The organism is Streptomyces sp. NPDC085900, from assembly GCF_044540925.1.
In the GTDB taxonomy this organism is placed as follows: Bacteria; Actinomycetota; Actinomycetes; order Streptomycetales; family Streptomycetaceae; genus Streptomyces; species Streptomyces gilvifuscus.
The window spans coordinates 115,720-130,939 of the sequence record NZ_JBITSP010000003.1; the positions used below are offsets into that span (position 1 = coordinate 115,720).

The 15,220-nt window shown below is 63.9% G+C and carries 11 protein-coding genes; 6 read left to right on the plus strand and 5 right to left on the minus strand.

Going from position 1 to position 15,220, the window contains the following annotated elements; genetic code table 11:
- Positions 1-32: 32 nt before the first annotated feature.
- From ACIGDI_RS09905 to ACIGDI_RS09915, 3 genes are all read right to left on the minus strand, one after another.
- A complete protein-coding gene (locus tag ACIGDI_RS09905) occupies positions 33-2,813 on the minus strand; it encodes an N-6 DNA methylase (protein ID WP_399893268.1) in 2,781 nt (926 codons plus the stop codon).
- A 512-nt stretch (positions 2,814-3,325) separates the two neighbouring features.
- Complete coding sequence (locus ACIGDI_RS09910) at positions 3,326-4,681, minus strand: nucleotidyl transferase AbiEii/AbiGii toxin family protein (RefSeq protein WP_399893271.1); 1,356 nt, start codon at positions 4,679-4,681, stop codon at positions 3,326-3,328.
- A 174-nt stretch (positions 4,682-4,855) separates the two neighbouring features.
- Positions 4,856-7,039, minus strand: a complete 2,184-nt coding sequence (locus tag ACIGDI_RS09915; protein WP_399893274.1) for an AIPR family protein — start codon at positions 7,037-7,039, stop codon at positions 4,856-4,858.
- Between the two features lie 469 nt (positions 7,040-7,508).
- On the opposite strand from ACIGDI_RS09915, the gene ACIGDI_RS09920 reads away from it, so the two are divergent.
- A complete protein-coding gene (locus ACIGDI_RS09920) occupies positions 7,509-8,273 on the plus strand; it encodes a hypothetical protein (RefSeq protein ID WP_399893277.1) in 765 nt (254 codons plus the stop codon).
- A 746-nt stretch (positions 8,274-9,019) separates the two neighbouring features.
- Positions 9,020-9,295: a hypothetical protein gene (locus ACIGDI_RS09925; RefSeq protein WP_399893280.1), complete on the plus strand. Its 276-nt coding sequence runs from the start codon at positions 9,020-9,022 to the stop codon at positions 9,293-9,295.
- Between the two features lie 369 nt (positions 9,296-9,664).
- Here the strand turns inward: ACIGDI_RS09925 and ACIGDI_RS09930 are convergent, their stop codons facing one another.
- Positions 9,665-10,726 (minus strand): Ku protein, encoded by a 1,062-nt coding sequence (locus ACIGDI_RS09930; protein ID WP_399893283.1) that lies wholly within the window; start codon positions 10,724-10,726, stop codon positions 9,665-9,667.
- 53 nt (positions 10,727-10,779) lie between these two features.
- On the opposite strand from ACIGDI_RS09930, the gene ligD reads away from it, so the two are divergent.
- Positions 10,780-11,661 (plus strand): non-homologous end-joining DNA ligase, encoded by an 882-nt coding sequence (ligD, locus tag ACIGDI_RS09935; protein WP_399893286.1) that lies wholly within the window; start codon positions 10,780-10,782, stop codon positions 11,659-11,661.
- A 59-nt stretch (positions 11,662-11,720) separates the two neighbouring features.
- Here ligD and ACIGDI_RS09940 read toward each other — a convergent pair whose 3' ends face one another.
- A complete protein-coding gene (locus tag ACIGDI_RS09940; protein ID WP_399893289.1) occupies positions 11,721-12,524 on the minus strand; it encodes a nuclease-related domain-containing protein in 804 nt (267 codons plus the stop codon).
- A 108-nt stretch (positions 12,525-12,632) separates the two neighbouring features.
- On the opposite strand from ACIGDI_RS09940, the gene ACIGDI_RS09945 reads away from it, so the two are divergent.
- The 3 genes from ACIGDI_RS09945 (at position 12,633) to ACIGDI_RS09955 (ending at position 15,208) form a co-directional block, all read left to right on the plus strand.
- Positions 12,633-13,139, plus strand: a complete 507-nt coding sequence (locus ACIGDI_RS09945; RefSeq protein WP_399893291.1) for a dual specificity protein phosphatase family protein — start codon at positions 12,633-12,635, stop codon at positions 13,137-13,139.
- Between the two features lie 81 nt (positions 13,140-13,220).
- The gene (locus tag ACIGDI_RS09950) at positions 13,221-13,940 is read left to right on the plus strand and encodes a hypothetical protein (protein WP_399893294.1); all 720 of its coding nucleotides are present in this window, start codon (positions 13,221-13,223) and stop codon (positions 13,938-13,940) included.
- Positions 13,937-15,208: an ATP-binding protein gene (locus ACIGDI_RS09955; protein ID WP_399893297.1), complete on the plus strand. Its 1,272-nt coding sequence runs from the start codon at positions 13,937-13,939 to the stop codon at positions 15,206-15,208. Before ACIGDI_RS09950 ends, ACIGDI_RS09955 begins: the two co-directional genes overlap by 4 nt.
- Positions 15,209-15,220: the final 12 nt, after the last annotated feature.

The window sequence follows — 15,220 nt, forward strand, 5'->3', positions numbered from 1 at the left end:
GCAAGCATTGCAGGGCAGCGCGAGCAACAGCTTTAAGAAAGGCGGACGCTCTTGCTCCACGTTCCCGTCTCTTGAAGCTTAGAACGGATCTGGTCCAAGCGTTTGGCGACTGCAGCAATCTGCCGCTGCCGATGGATGTCAGGATCGCCCTCTGAATCTACCGGCACGTCAACGGACAACTGGGCTACGCGCTTTGTATAGAGCTTCGCCTCGTAGAGGTATCCACCCTGCGCAATAGCTTGAGACAAAGCCACAGCCAGGTACCCCAAATCGATGTCATGTTCGGGTACTTCGTGATCACCGGCGACAATATCAGCAGGGCTTTGGGAGTCATCATCAAAGCTCAACTGCAAATCATCGTCTTCCCTAGGCCAAGACTGCACGATCACAACGTCATCTGTCATGACGCAGTTTGCTTCACGATAAAAGACAGTTCCAACGGCCGAAGCCCCTGTCGCCATGACCGTTACGGATGGGTAAGGCTCCGGCTCCACCCCCCTATCGAGCAACCATTCCTTGCTGATATAGCCCTTGACTGTTTCGGGCCGAGTGAAGACAGAGTAGACCGGGACATCGCCCGGATTTTCCCGTAGGTCGACGTTTCGAATTCGTACACCAGACCGGACTTGGAATCTACTCGTATCAGAAAGTGAGAATGCCCGTGTAGGGCCAGTCTGCAATTCCGCGAGTTCTTCCTTGGCCGCTCGAAGGTCGTCGATCAGCTCTTGTAGAGTCTCAGTCGCCACATCGATGAAGTCCGATCGGTCGATCGTCTCTGAGCGTTCGCCGAGTGCAACATGCTCGGCGTCCGTCCAGTGACGAATTACGTCCCAGCGCTCATCAGGGGCAAACTCGCTCGCGGGAACGAGTTTCGCGAAGATGCAGTCTGCGTAGACCGTAGGACGACTTACCGTTCCGCCAGTCCCGCCATTCGAATATCGAACAAACAGGTCAGCCAGTATCGATAGATCATTATCGCTGGGTGTAGGAACCCGCTCGTGATCCAAAGTCTCACCTACGCTGCGGGCGATCCCACAGAATACCGGCGGACGTGATTGACTACTCACCCTGCGCTTCTCGAGAACGAGAATGTAAGTCGGCTGAGCAGTATTGAAGAAGGCATTCCTTGGGAGCTGAATACTGGCGAGGATGTTGCACTCCCTCAGAAGCTCCTTTTTCATCCTCTGTGCGGTCCGATTAAGCAAACCCAGGGGGACGATCACAAAAGCACGGCCGCCAGGCTTCAGTGCTCCCGCAATGTACCGCAGGAAGAGGGCTTCGACACCGAGGCCGCCGGTGTCGTAATACGATTCAAGGTGGACGCCGTTCCGCTTACCCTTGACGTGGTCTAGCTCCTTACGATAGATCGCGGATCCCTGCGTGACATAGGGAGGATTTGTAAGGATGACGTCCACGGAATTTTGCGGCGGGTATAGCAGACTCCCGAGAGTCTCATTCTCGTTCATCAAGAGGAACGTGTTCGTCAGGGCCTGATTCAGAGCTTCTGGAGTTGTCTGCGAATCCCGGACCGATTCGGCAAGGTGCAAGAGCATATTGGCCTTAGCCAGTATATTGGTTGAAGCATCGACGTCGACACCCACGAGCTTTACTCGTTGATGAGGCTTTCCATCACTGAAGGTGACATTTCCCGGGAGCGCGTCGGGAAACAGCAACGGTTCCAGCAGGAATCCCCCCACGCCAGCCGCAGGGTCCAGAACCGTGGCATCGTCAGGCAACGCGTTAAGTTGAGCCATCTTCACCATGGGCTTAACAATATTTCTAGGCGTAAAGAACTGACCCAGTCGCTGCTGACGCGCCGAACGCTTGAGGAATGTTTCGTAGAGGCGAAGTTTGAATTCCTTGTCGATGTTCGTCAACGATCCGTAGTCTTGAAATTGCTCCAGGATCTCACAAAAGACGCGATTGTACGACGAAATCGTAGTGGTGGGAGAGGACTTCAAGAAAGCGAAACCATTGATGATCGAAGTGTGGGAGGTGATCGTAGCCATGCCGAACAGCTCCCGCACCTTCTCGTCATCCACCACTAGGCGCTCGGCGAAGATTTCCTTAATGCGAGGCCGAATCGTGCGGACGTAGTACTCGATTTGGGATACACCCTTATCGAGCTTGAACTCGTCAGGCTCCTTGAGTAGCACCTCAAACCGATAATCCTTAGGGAGAACAGAGAGAGGCAAATTATCGGAAAGGAACTTCAACATAAAAATTTCGACGAAGGTGAGCAAGCAGTCCTTCGGTTCAGCCTTCGTCGCATGCCAAATAATCTGCCACACCGTTTCGGAAAGCGGACGAGGGTCTCGCTCCACGTCGGACTCGCCCCGATGCAGGTCTGAAAGGACGGACGGGTTAAAGTCCCTACTCTCCGGAATTTCGACGATCTTTCCCGCGTCCGCGGAGGCTGCGGCATCGATGTATCGGAACCGCTGTCCATCGGTGGTAATGGCCAGCCGAACACCCATGGCAAGCGCGCCCACGACAGCCTGCTCCGCGGCCGCGAGGATATCCGCGTCCCTCTTGAGCTTTGATGCATCCTTCCATTCGGCCACGGCAATCGGAACCAAGCGTCCTGCTACACGCTCGACATAAATGTTGTCAGGCTTGCAAAGGTGAGCACTCTTCGGGGCCTTATAGCGTTCACAGAGAAAGGGAATCGAACTTGCGGGGGTGAAGTCCAGGCCAGCTTTAGCGAGTCGTGTTACTGACGTCGCACCGAGTTCTAGGACTTCGTAGTCTCCGAACCGCTTACCCTGAAGTCCTTCGGAAGTGAGATATCCCTTTTGGGCGAGCTCTTCCATGCTCAAGGCAGCCACCATCCGCTTCGCCCTGTCGCCGTGGACACGACAGGAGTAGATCTTCGAGTCTAAGAACGGCACTCTACTAACTGACAGGTGCTACGGGTGACACCCGGGTCAAGTCGCCGTGCCACCTCCATGATCGTCCAGGGCATCTATCCGCCTGTTGCTGTGTGCCTCTCAAACCGAGGAGCTAGCCGGCGCACCTGGCGCCCTTACCGAGGGGATCGTCCCGAGCGGCTGGCCTTGGGTTGATGATGCCGTCGGCCTGCGCGGCCGACGGAGCGCGCGCAGCTCAGCCGTCGGGTATACCCCAAAGTCTATTTCGTTCAGCCAGCAAGGACGTCGCCACGATGGGAAGGAGACCCAAGCTGCCCTCTCAAACAACAGGCTGAGCTACCTCAGACCGAAGCGGGTGCGGAATCCGTGGAGGCAGCCGGAGCGAAGTCGGCGCCCCCCAGGGGAGCTCACTAACCGCATGAGCTGACGGGGGCACAGGCATCAGCGCGTCTGGCCTAAAGGACGCGGTAACCGCTACGCCCGTAACAGGAATTGCCGTAACGATCCTTGTGGGCATTTAGTTTCAACGAAAGAACACTAGAGTTGAATGTCTTTCCACAGTACGCACACTGAATCCGGTAGCGCGCTGTGGCGGGTGCGCGACGAACGACCGCCCGTCGATGGGAATAGTGGGAGAAGGTCTGGCGCTCACCAACCTCACCTGCCTTGGCGAGCTCAATCTCATAACGAGGCTCGAATGGTATATCCGTGACGTCTACCTTGCCAATCTTATAGTTAAACAGGGACTTGAGGCCCGGTCCAGACCGTCCTCCGGTTTGGTCCCATGCATACAGGTATTCCTGACCAACACCATCCTTGCGCCTCTTGAATCGCAACGAGTAAGGCTCCACAAGACGTTCTGTGTTCTCATACGTCATCCGCAATAGCGTGCGTTTCGCGCCAGCCTCCATGATTGGCGTACGGAGCTCAGCCGGGAAGAACGCCAACTCGCCGTCGTCACCATATCGGAAGGTTGAGAACATTGAACTCAACTCTTCCTTGAAGGAATCGACGGCTGTCGTGAAGTCCAGCAAGCTTTCCCGAGCACAAACGATCTTGCTCTCCCAGTAACGGCGCATGCTGTCGAATGGCACCGCCAGCAAGAGACCTAGAGCAGCCTTCGGGCTAGGCGTGAAGATTGTCTTCTTCAGAAAGGTGGTGATGACGGCACGCTTGTCCACCTCGATGTCATCGTTCACGAAGATTGAGTAGACGAGATCGAACAGATCAAAGGAGGATCGACGCTGCAGCAGACACTTTAGCTTGTCTGCCAGACCTTCCTCCAGACTCACGACGCGGAGGTCAACTGCACACTCGTCCCGGTCGCTATAGGGGTGAATGAGCTGACGGGTCTGCGGTGGTTGGTAGAGACGACCGAACTCGGTGACATCCATACGCAGGCCGATCGTCACATTGTTTCGATTTCCATAGAAATCCGTGAAGTACAGAGTGTACTTGTAGACCGTCTTCTCATGTCCGATGCTGTGACCACCGGTCTGCCGATTGCGCTCAAAGTCGAAGCCGATACCGGTGCGTGCCTGTACGAGATGGCAAACCTCGTTCAGCGCCGCAAGCAGCTGGTCAGGATCGACGGCATCAGGCGCTGCGAAGTCTAGGTCGCTTGAGAAGCGAGTCGAGCTGAAGTACCCCTTACGGAATGCGTTCCCGCCTTTGAGTACCAGGCGGTCTGCGAACTGAGTGTCACCGTATAGACCCGCTAGGAGCCAACCGAAAACGTAGTCACGCTGCACGTCAGCAGCGTGGACGCCAAGCGTGGCGCCCATCTCATCAACTTCCTCGCGACTGATCATAAACCCATTGTCTCCGGATTACGGGTCTAGGTCATCAGGTTGCAGTGTAAAGAGCCTGTTGGAGGCCGCGCCGGCGCCGTGACGGTGGTCTTCGTCACCCGGCTCAGCGTCGACCGCCAGGGCCGGTTCATAGGATTGATCTGAACGGCACCGTCACACCGTCATAGGCGAACACTATGCCAAAACCGCTTCCCCCGACTCCCCCGCATCAGCGATCTGCCGCCAAAGGCGCTCCACAATCTCAACCAATGTTCCTTCGCCTGAAACCCTCCACTGCTTGGGACCTTGGACCGTGCTCCACTGGTCCTTCCATTCGGCCGCATCCCATATCCGGGATACCAGTCCGGTCGGTGAGTAGCGTTGACCATCGGCCTCCCAGATGAGAGGCGCCTTCCGGTCATTAACCCAGCTGGCTCGGCGGCGCCGAGGATCTGCGTCGAGCCATGCACCGATGGCCTGCTCCTCAGCAGCACTTGGTGCATAAAGCAGAGGTGTACCGTCCGCGATTACATCATGGTCGACAAGCAGACGAACGGTCTGTGGCCGCCGCTGTCGACTTTTCTTGGCACCATCCATGAATTCCTGCAAATTTGTGGGCGAGTCTAGCCCCGTACCACGCTCAAGAGTGTTGAGAACGGCATCTACCAGTCGGGCGCAGCGCTCCTCGTTGGCGAAAGTACTCGTGACGAAGCTCTTGTTGGTAAACAGAATGTCGACTGTAGCGATGACACACGCGAGCACGGAGTTCACCTGCTCGGGTACCTCGTCGAGGAGCGACTCCCACTCATCGTCCGGCTCGTCGAACTTGTCCCGGCCGATGCGCTGGAAGACGATATGCGCTACAAGCAGTGATCCGCTATCCACGATTGCCGCTGGGCGGCCGGTGAGCTTGGCCCTCACCTCAGTCAATTGGTCGCGCACCAGCCTGAAGACTTGCACCGCACGCCAGATCTGCTGAGCCGTCGGCTGCTGGCCGAACAACCGGGTGTATGCACCCCCCGGGCCTTCTCCCCACAGCACGTTAGTGGACCCCTTGACTCGCACTGCGAGCGACGAGTCCGTGTGCATGCACGCCAACGCAGTGGCAGCTTCCGTGACGGAGCAACCCGACTCCGGTGCAGGGTCGAGCTCGCCTCGCCGAAATACGTACTCCTTGTCGAGCGAAAGCCTAAAGTCTTTTTGGATTTCGCTCTGGACGGTATCGATGGCGATGAAGTCTCGACGCTCCATATGGTTCTGAGTGTTCGTCGCCTTAGTGATGGAGCGCCCAAAGCCCACAGGCGCCCCGTCAAGGGAGATGATTCGTACGAGGACGTAAGCCTCTGCGACAGCCTCGGGGTCGCGCTCATAAGCCCGGAATGCCGAAGTCACAGTCTGGGCGCCATTTACAACGCTTGCATTGTGCAGGGTGAGGGTGGTGGGTTGACCAACAGCCCTCTTGGAATGGTACTCCTGCTCGATCCGGTCGCATTGAACGGTGATCCCGTTGTGGCGATACATAAATCCTTCGGGGTCTTCCAGCATCGATTCCACCATCGTTTGGTTGACCCCGGTCAACCCTAGTGACTGTCGAACATTGCGGTCGTAGAGGCGTTCACCGTGTCCCTTTTCGTTACCCTGTTCGTCGCCCTTTCCGCCATACCAATGAGCCAACTGGTCTGCGCTAACCTCGCCGATCACTGCCTTGTAAGGAATCTCTCTCGTGTACCACTCCCGATCCATGGCCGCCTTGAGCGTGATCGGTTGTGGCTCAAGGTCCTCGCGGATCGCTCGGTGGAAGTCTCGCTGATCTAGCACTCGATATTCCACAGTCCGTCCGAGCCCACCAAAATCCCGGGCTGCCTCTTCGAGGATATTTTGGGTCTCAGGGGAGAGGTGGCCATCGCCAATGAGTGCGATGACCAGATTTACCTTGCAGGTGGGGAGTCGGAGAACTCCGTGCACACGATCTGCAAGCACTTGCAACCGTTCGTTGAAGTGATCGAGGTCGCGGTTATCCAGCTTCTTCAGGCCGTGAACGAGCTTGAGGGCAGCTTCGGTATCGAAGCCAGCCGTTCCCTTGTCCTTCCATTTGGCCTGTACTAGCCAAAGTTCAGATCCGGAGGCAGAAAACGCGACGCAGTCGATGCCAAAATCGTCCCGGCCGTCAATTACACCTGCAGCCGCCTCATCTGAGGAGCAATCCGTGAGCATACGGGCGGCCTTCGCGGACACTGCCCGTGACAACAAGGCGGTCTCGCGCTCCCTCGGATCCTTCTTCACGAAGTCTTCCATCGAGATGCGATCCTGGAACTCCCGCAGCAGGGCGCTCCTGATGTGCTGCACCTCAAGAGGCATGTCCTGCACGCCCTTGGTCATCCGTACCCCCAACAACCCCACGCCAGAACGCACTAGCGTAGGGGGAGACTGCGTGTTGCGCCCACTGATCACGTGGACCGTTGGTGGACGAGGTCTTCACGTGCCCCCAACCAGATGCCTCTGACCAGCGCAGCAGCCGTGGTATCAAGCCCCCTCCGGAGCCGTGTGCGCAGGTTCGAATCCTGCCGGGGGCACCCTGCATGAGGTGCCCAAAGACCCCGTCACCAGCGGAAACGCTGCGGTCGGGGTCTTCGCGTATGTGCAGCCGTGTGCCGTCAGGAGCAGATGTCCGTCGGCGCCGACGCGTGTGAAGATCCCGGGCATGTGGCCACACGACCCGCTTTCAGCTTTCACGCTGCCCCTGTGAGGTCCGCGAAGCGAGACCTTGGGTGTGGGCGATCAGCGCTGTCAACGGGCGTCTATGGTTCTGCCGTCCCATGCGGCCTGCGTGTCGGATCAAGGAGGAGAGATGCTGGCGAACCTACTGCCTGGGCTTCGTGACGTCCGGGCACCGCTGTCGGCGGGGTGCATATGGCTCCTGACCCTCTGGCTGATCGTGGAGCATCGAGTTCCGACGCGGGAGCAAGCCAGTGGCGTGTGGGCTTCGCTGTATCGCCTCGGCGGTTTGATGGGCCCTGCCGCCTTATTGGCGTCCGCAGCCTTTGTCGCGTACCTCATCGGCGCCATGTTGATCGTCCGAGTCGCCACTGTGAACGTGCAGGAGGCACGGAAGACGGCGAGAATCAGGAACTTTCAGATGGCCCTCAGGCCGCGCGTATCAAAGCTCGCCTTCGATGACCTGATTCACTTCCTTCAGACGCAAGGACGAGTGCCAGTACCGAAGCAGGGAGAGTTGAGAGATCCTCGGCGTGAGCAGGGTGAACGTAGTCTGGTCAACCTTGTGGCACGTGACGTACTTGGCGAGACCAGGCAGCTTCGGATAAAGCTTCTGATCGCCAACTACGACTTGTTCAACGAGTACGACCGGGCCGTGGGTGAGGCCGAGTTCCGCAAGAACGTCGCTTACGCCCTCGTAGGTCTGGCAGCCGCACTCAGCTGGCTCTACTCCCCTTGGTGGGCTCTCATGCTGATCGTGCCTCTCCGGCTCTACACCGCGGGGGTCGGGAGCGAGCGGATAGCCAACGACGTCATCATCCAGGCTGTAGTGGCGGGACTTCTGGAACCCGCCACGTTGACCGGAGCTGCGGGTCTACCGGCAGTTCCGGCGGAGTGAGGTCGTAGGGTCGCGAGAGCCCGGCATGAAGCCGATACGGCCAGCTCAGCATTTCTCCGGTGCTTCGGGCTCCGGCTGCGTGGACTGCGTCAGTGAGTCTTCAGTGCGGTCCTCTTCTACAGACGTTGCAGGATTTCAGTCGCCCAACTCCTGCTCCTGGCCGTCGGTGCACTTTGCGGAGATATGCAAGAGCACCTTCACCGCGTGGAGGGTGCAGGCGGCCACCTTCTGTGCGGACACGCTCGAGTTGAGTCACGCTCTTGTTGGCTTGCTCAGGGCGAGGGCATGAAGTCGGCGGATGGATCGAGCCCTGCCCGAGCGCTCATCCCAATTTGCTGTGTCGCAGAGCACGGTTCGTGGCAGTGCAGCGAGGGTCGGTCACCCGGCCTGCCGTACGGGCCAACCGCCCGTGCAGGCCGGTGAATGCCCGCCTCACAAGCGGGGCAGCCGTTCGCAGCGGCCCACCTCCGGCCCAACGGAGAGCGCCTGCCCAAGTTACGCCGAGGTGAGGAGGAGTTGGGGTCGATGCCTGTCGGTGTGCACCGTCCTGACTGAGTGTGTTTGTCGTTGGCGCGAGCGGCAACGCGAAGTCCATGAGTCAAGCGAACAGTGGGACCAATCGGAACTCTGCATCAACTCGCAGTGCATCGGCCAAGGCCCGGCGTGCTACGGCGAAGGCGACTGCTCCCGCGTCGCAGGCGGCTGACAAGGCCGCTGAGAAGTCGGGTGACGTCAAGTCAGCAGCCGTGGGCGCGGCCGAGCGTACGGCCGAGGCGAGCACCGCGGTCGTGCACGGCGCGGCCGAGCGTGTGCAGGCCGGCCGCCAGGCCGTCATCGCCGCCTCGGGACAGGCCGTGGCCTTTGCCAAGACGGCGTGGACGGTGATCGCCCATCGAAAGGTCCTCGCCGCCGGTCTGGGAGCGGGCCTGTCGGCGTTGGGTGCCACGTCGTACCTGGCGGGTCGTCGTGCCGGGCGCCGCACGCACGGTCCGATCACCCGTCTGACCGGTGGGCGGATCTGAGGTGAGAGGCGGCATCGTTGCTTGATCGGCAGCTGACGTACACGGCTGACATCAACACGCCGGGCGGAGGCGTGCACCAGCGTCTCCGTCCGGCCGTCGCATAGTCGCGCCAGTCGCCAGCGGCGGCCGGAGCCTGATCGGATCGGATCGGACCGTGCTGGAGCCGGTGTCGAGTGGTTAGGGACGGCTCCGACATCAGGCAGGAGAGCCAGGGCGTACCCGGTCAACAGCCCGTGGGGCCTGGCTCGCCATGCTGCGACGACACCGCCTTCGGACGCGGAGTCCTCCTGGGGGTCGCCACACGCAGTCACCCCCCTCGGGCCGTGATGGCGGTCGGTATCGCGCCGGCCGCGCCAGCCCCCGCACCCCTCACGCCGACCGCTTCCGCGGTGTCGTCTTCTTCGCCGTCGTCTTCTTCGCCGTTCCGGAGCTCGCCGTCTTCTTCGCGGATGCCGTCTTCTTCGTCCCCTGCGTCGACTTGGACGTCGACTTCCTTGCCGAGGCCGTGGTCTTCTTGGCCGCCGTCTTCTTCGCCGTCGACGTCGACTTCTTGCCGTCGGTCTGTTTCGGGGTCGAGCGGGAAGTCTTGCGGGCGGGGAGGCGCGTGACCTCGGCCTCCGCTTTCTGCTCCGCGCCCGCGCCCTCGCCCCGCGACTCCCGCGCCGCCTTCACGCTGTTCTCCAGGGCCGCCATCAGGTCCAGGACCTTGCCGCCCTTCGCCGGCTCGGGGGTCTCCGGCGGGGCCTCGCCCGCTGCCTTCGCGGCGACGACCTCCTCCAGTGCCTCGCGGTACTCGTCGTGCAGCTCGGTCAGGTCGATCTCGCCCAGCGTGTCCATCAGGGCGTCCGCCAGGTCGAGCTCCTTGTCGTTCACCGTGACGTCGGTGTCGGGGGCGACGCCTTCGGGGGCGCGTACCTCGTCCGGCCAGAGCAGGCCGTGCATGGCGATCGCCTCGCCGACCACCCGCAGCATGCCCAGCCGTTCCTTCCCGCGCAGCGCGAACTTGGCGATCGCCACCTTGTTGCTGCGCTTGAGGGCCTCGCGCAGGAGTGTGTACGGCTTGGCGGCCGCGGCGCCGCCCGCGGCCAGGTAGTACGCCGCGTCCATCTGCAACGGGTCGATCCGGTCCGCCGGCACGAACGCCACGATCTCGATCGTCCTCGCCGTCGGCAGCGGCAGATGGGCCAGGTCCTCGTCCGTGATCGGGATGATCGAGCCGTCCGCGTCCTCGTAGCCCTTGCCGATCTCCGCCCCGCTGACCTCCTTGTCCTCCGCCTCGCAGAACTTGCGGTAGCGGATGCGGCCGCCGTCCTCGGTGTGGATCTGGCGGAAGGAGATCGAGTGGCTCTCCGTGGCGTTGACCAGCTTGATCGGGATGCTGACCAGGCCGAAGGAGATGGCGCCGTTCCAAATGGATCTCACGTGCGGCACCCTTTCGGTCGCTTTCTGGCGTTATGACACTATTTGCGTGAGATTCTCATCGTATGACGCCCATCACGGAGGTGGAGGGGAGACGGCTCGCCCTCAGCAACCTGGAGAAGGTGCTGTATCCGCAGACCGGGTTCACCAAGGCCGAGGTCCTGCACTACTACGCGGGCAACGCCGAGGTGCTGCTGCCTCACCTGCGGGATCGGCCGGTCTCCTTCCTGCGCTACCCCGACGGGCCGGACGGGCAGGTCTTCTTCGCCAAGAACGTGCCGCCCGGTACGCCCGACTGGGTCACCACCGCGGAGGTGCCGCGCTCGGAGGGGCCCGCGCGGATGGTGCTCGTGCAGGATCTGGCGTCCCTGATGTGGGCCGCCAACCTCGTCACCGAGTTCCACACGCATCAGTGGGTGATCCAGGACCCCGGCGTCGCCGACCGGATCGTCTTCGACCTCGATCCCGGCCCGCCCGCCACCGTGGTCGACTGCTGCGAGGTCGCCCTGTGGCTGCGCGAGCGACTGGCCGCCGACGGGATCGACGCCTGCGTCAAGACCTCCGGCTCCAAGGGGCTGCATCTGCTGGCCGCCGTACGGCCGACGCCATCCGAGCAGGTCAGCGACTACGCCAGACAGCTCGCCGTCGAGGCCGAGCGGGCCATGCCCCGGCTCGCCCTGCACCGGATGACCCGCAGCCTGCGACCAGGGAAGGTCTTCGTCGACTGGAGCCAGAACGCCGCACGCAAGACCACCGCCACGCCCTACACCCTGCGCGCCCGCCCCGAGCCCACCGTCTCCGCGCCGGTGACCTGGACCGAGGTCGAGGAGTGCGAGGCGCCGGGGCAGCTCACGTTCCTCGCGCCGGACATCGCCCCTCGCGTACAGGACTACGGCGACCTGTTGGCGCCCCTCCTCGACCGGGCCAACGCCGGCTCACTTCCGTGAGCCACCCCTCCTCGACCCCTCCTCGACCGGGCCAAGGCCGGCTCACTTCCGTGAGCACCTCACACCCGCCCCCACGTCCCCCGATCCCGCGCCATCGCGTGCAGCGCCTCCACGTCCGCCGGCTTCAGGACGCCGCCGGTGCGGGACAGGCCCTCGACCTCCGTGTCGAGCAGGACGCGGACCTCGCGGGGTGGGGCCGTGACGGAGACGTCCGTGGGGGCGACCAGGACCAGGACCGGGTGGACCTCGGCGGTGAGGGCGTAGGACGCGCGGTCGGCGTCGGCGCGGACGCGGCGCAGCAGGGGCTGGGGGTCGCGGCGGCCGAGGGCGATCATGGGGTCCGTCACCGTCACCCGCTGTTTGCGGGCGGGGAGGGTGTGGATCGCGAACAGACCGCCGGGGCCGATCGCCAGGTGGTGGATGCGGTCGCCGCCGGGGAGGGGGACGGAGTGCAGGGCGTGCCAGCCCGCGCCGTCGAGCCGGTCCAGGGCGTCGCCGACCGTCTGTTCCGCGGCCAGGGCCCGGCGTCGCGGGTCCGGGCGCAGGCGGTGGGGCGGGCCGGGGTCGCGGTCCAGGGAGACGATCAGGGCCTCGCCGGGCCGGTTGGGCGCGAGGTCGTCGTCCGGGTGGAGGGAGAGCCTGGCCAGTTCGGCCGGCGTGGGCACCGGTGGCGGGCCGACCGTCACCGGGCCGGTGAGGAAGGGGCCGAGCACTTCGAGTACGTCCTCCCTCACCTCCTCGCTGAGCAGGTTGATCCTGGCCGCCTCCCGGTCGTACCAGGCGATATTGCGGCCGTCCGTGCGGCTGACGTAGAGCCGTTCCTGACCGTGTCGCCAGGTCGGTATGACGCGCAGTCCCTTCATGCACCATCACCCCTCGACCATGGGAACAGGCGGGGTGCTCCATCGGCAAGAACCCGGCTACCTTTGAGAACAGTTGGGCCCCGTTGGAGGGGAGTTGGGGAGGCGTGATTGCGTACCCGCAGAAAACAACCCGACGTGCCGGCTCCGGACGGCCCCTGGAACGAGATCGTGCCCGGTCTGTGGATGGGCGGGCACGAGTTCCGGAGCCGGACGGGACAGGTGGAGACGGTCCTCGTACGGGATGAGTTCGATCTCGTGCAGACCCTGTTGAGACTGCCCGGATACGGTCCCGATCCGGGCGTCGAGCACCATGTGTGGCCCATTCCGGACGGGCCGCTGGACGGGACCCAGCTCGCGGGGGTCATCCGCCTGGCGCGGGCCGCGAGCGAGGCACTGGACGAGGGCCGCAGGGTCCTCGTCCGCTGTTACCACGGGTACAACCGCTCGGGTCTGGTGGTCGCGCACGCCCTGGTGCGGCGCGGGCACACGGCGGAGGAGGCGATCCGGCTGATCCGGGCCCGGCGCTCGCCCTGGGCGCTGCACAACGAACTGTTCGTCGACTATCTGCGGGCCGGGCTGCCGACGGCCCGGCTGCTGGAGGAGCTGGCCGAGTAGCGAGGTAATCGTTTCTCCGGCCCCATAGGGTGTACTGGGCCACCGATCGTTCTCAGCCACAGGATCAGCCTCAGGAGTCCCGTGCCCCGCCCCCTCCGCACCGTCCTCGCCGCGGTCGCCGTCACGCTGCTGGCGGCGACGGCGGCGGCCTGCGGTGACGCGGGCGGGCTGGAGGAGGCCGGGGCGACGCCGACCGCGACCAGCCCGGCGAAGCTGTGGCCGGACCTCGCCCCCGCGTCCAGTCCGGCCTGGGACTACGACAACGGCGAGGCCGAGGCCATGCACATCACCGCGCCGGGGGACGACATCCGCAAGGTGCGGCCGTCGGCGCTGGTGCGGCAGGAGATCGCCCAGCACCGCGACGACTACGCCGGGTCGAAGGCCCCGTACCGTGTGACGGCCCGCCGGATGGCCTACTGCGACAAGAACCCGGCCGACAGCAGGTGTCCGCTGCTCAAGGCGTACTACCGGGACATGACCGGGGACGGGAAGCCGGATCTGACGCTGGGCTTCCGGCTGCTGCCCGGCAACCAGACGGCCGTGCGCGTGTACACCGTCGAGGCCGGCCGGGTGGTGCAGGTGATGTCGAACAACGACGCCGTCAGCGGAGTCGAGCTGGCCGGGCGGTCGGTGATCATCCACGCTCCGTCCGACCTCGCGGACTACGAGTACCGCTTCCAGTGGACCTGGGACCCGGAGCAGAAGGTGATGCTGCTCACCCATGACGAGATGCTGCGCATCGGCAGGCGAGAGCACGGCCGGCGGCACACCGGACACCCCTCCCCCTCGGTGACCCCGTGAGCCGGATCGCGCTGCCCCAGTGGGCCGGCACGCTCGCCGTGAAGGCCGCCGTGTTCATCGCGGTGATGTGCTGTGCGCTGGCCGCGCTGCTGGGCGTGCTCGTGCACGTCTCGGTGACGAACCAGACCGTCGGCCAGGCCCGCGACCTGGCGCTGTCGCGGCTGACCGACGCGACGCGGGCCTACCAGGCCGGGGACACGCTGCTGCCGGGCGCGGGGGTCGACCCGCCGGGGCTGCCGCGGGCGCTGCGCGAGCTGGCGATGGACGGCGAGCGCGGCACGATGGTCTCCCGGCACCACGGGCATCCCACGATGTGGGCGGCCGGTCCCGCCGACCGGAAGCGGGCGCTGGCCGTGGAGGTCGACTACTCGCAGCAGTCCCGCACCATCGCGGGGCTCGACCGGGCGATCCTGTGGTCCTCGGGGCTGGCGATCGGGGCGACGCTGCTGGTGGGGGCGTTCGCGGTGACGCGGGTGACGCGGCGGCTGCACGCGACGGCGACGGTGGCGCGCCGGATCAGCGCCGGTGACCTGGACGCGCGGGTCGGCGATCCGCGCGCGAAGGATGCGACGCGGCCGCAGGACGAGGTGGGCGCGGTGGCCGCCGCGCTGGACTCCATGGCGGCCTCGCTGCAGGGGAAGCTGCTGAGCGAGCAGCGGTTCACCGCGGACGTGGCGCACGAGCTGCGTACGCCGCTGACCGGGCTGCACGCGGCGGCCGAGCTGCTGCCGCCCGGGCGGCCCACGGAGCTGGTGCGGGACCGGGTGGCGGCGCTGCGGACGCTGACCGAGGACCTGCTGGAGATCTCCCGGCTGGACGCCGGCCGGGAGAAGCTCGACGTGGACACCGAGGAGCTGGGGGCGCTGGCGGTCCGGGTGGTGCGGGCGTCGGGTACGGACACGGAGGTCGTCGTCGCACGGGACGTGCGGGTGGAGACCGACCGGCGGCGGCTGGAGCGGGTGCTGGGCAATCTGGTCGCCAACGCGCACAAGCACGGGCGGGGGCCGGTGTCGGTGACGGTGGACGGGCCCGTGGTGACCGTGCGGGACCACGGGGAGGGGTTCCCGGAGTATCTCGTGGAGCACGGTCCGCAGCGGTTCCGGACGGAAGGCGGGGCCACGGGGCACGGCCTCGGGCTGACCATCGCGGTGGGGCAGTCGGAGGTGCTCGGCGCCCGGTTGGAGTTCGGCAACGCGCCGGAGGGCGGAGCGGTGGCGGTGCTGACGCTCCCTCAACACGACCCGACCGCCGTCGACGGCTCGACCTGACGGACGGTCCCC

Coding starts and splice junctions, on each gene's coding strand:
- ACIGDI_RS09915 (WP_399893274.1), bottom strand. CDS start 7,039: ATGACCAAGGGCGTGCAGGACATGCCTCTTGAGGTGCAGCACATCAGG.
- ACIGDI_RS09920 (WP_399893277.1), top strand. CDS start 7,509: ATGCTGGCGAACCTACTGCCTGGGCTTCGTGACGTCCGGGCACCGCTG.
- ACIGDI_RS09940 (WP_399893289.1), bottom strand. CDS start 12,524: ATGAAGGGACTGCGCGTCATACCGACCTGGCGACACGGTCAGGAACGG.
- ACIGDI_RS09905 (WP_399893268.1), bottom strand. CDS start 2,813: ATGGAAGAGCTCGCCCAAAAGGGATATCTCACTTCCGAAGGACTTCAG.
- ligD (WP_399893286.1), top strand. CDS start 10,780: ATGACGCCCATCACGGAGGTGGAGGGGAGACGGCTCGCCCTCAGCAAC.
- ACIGDI_RS09910 (WP_399893271.1), bottom strand. CDS start 4,681: ATGATCAGTCGCGAGGAAGTTGATGAGATGGGCGCCACGCTTGGCGTC.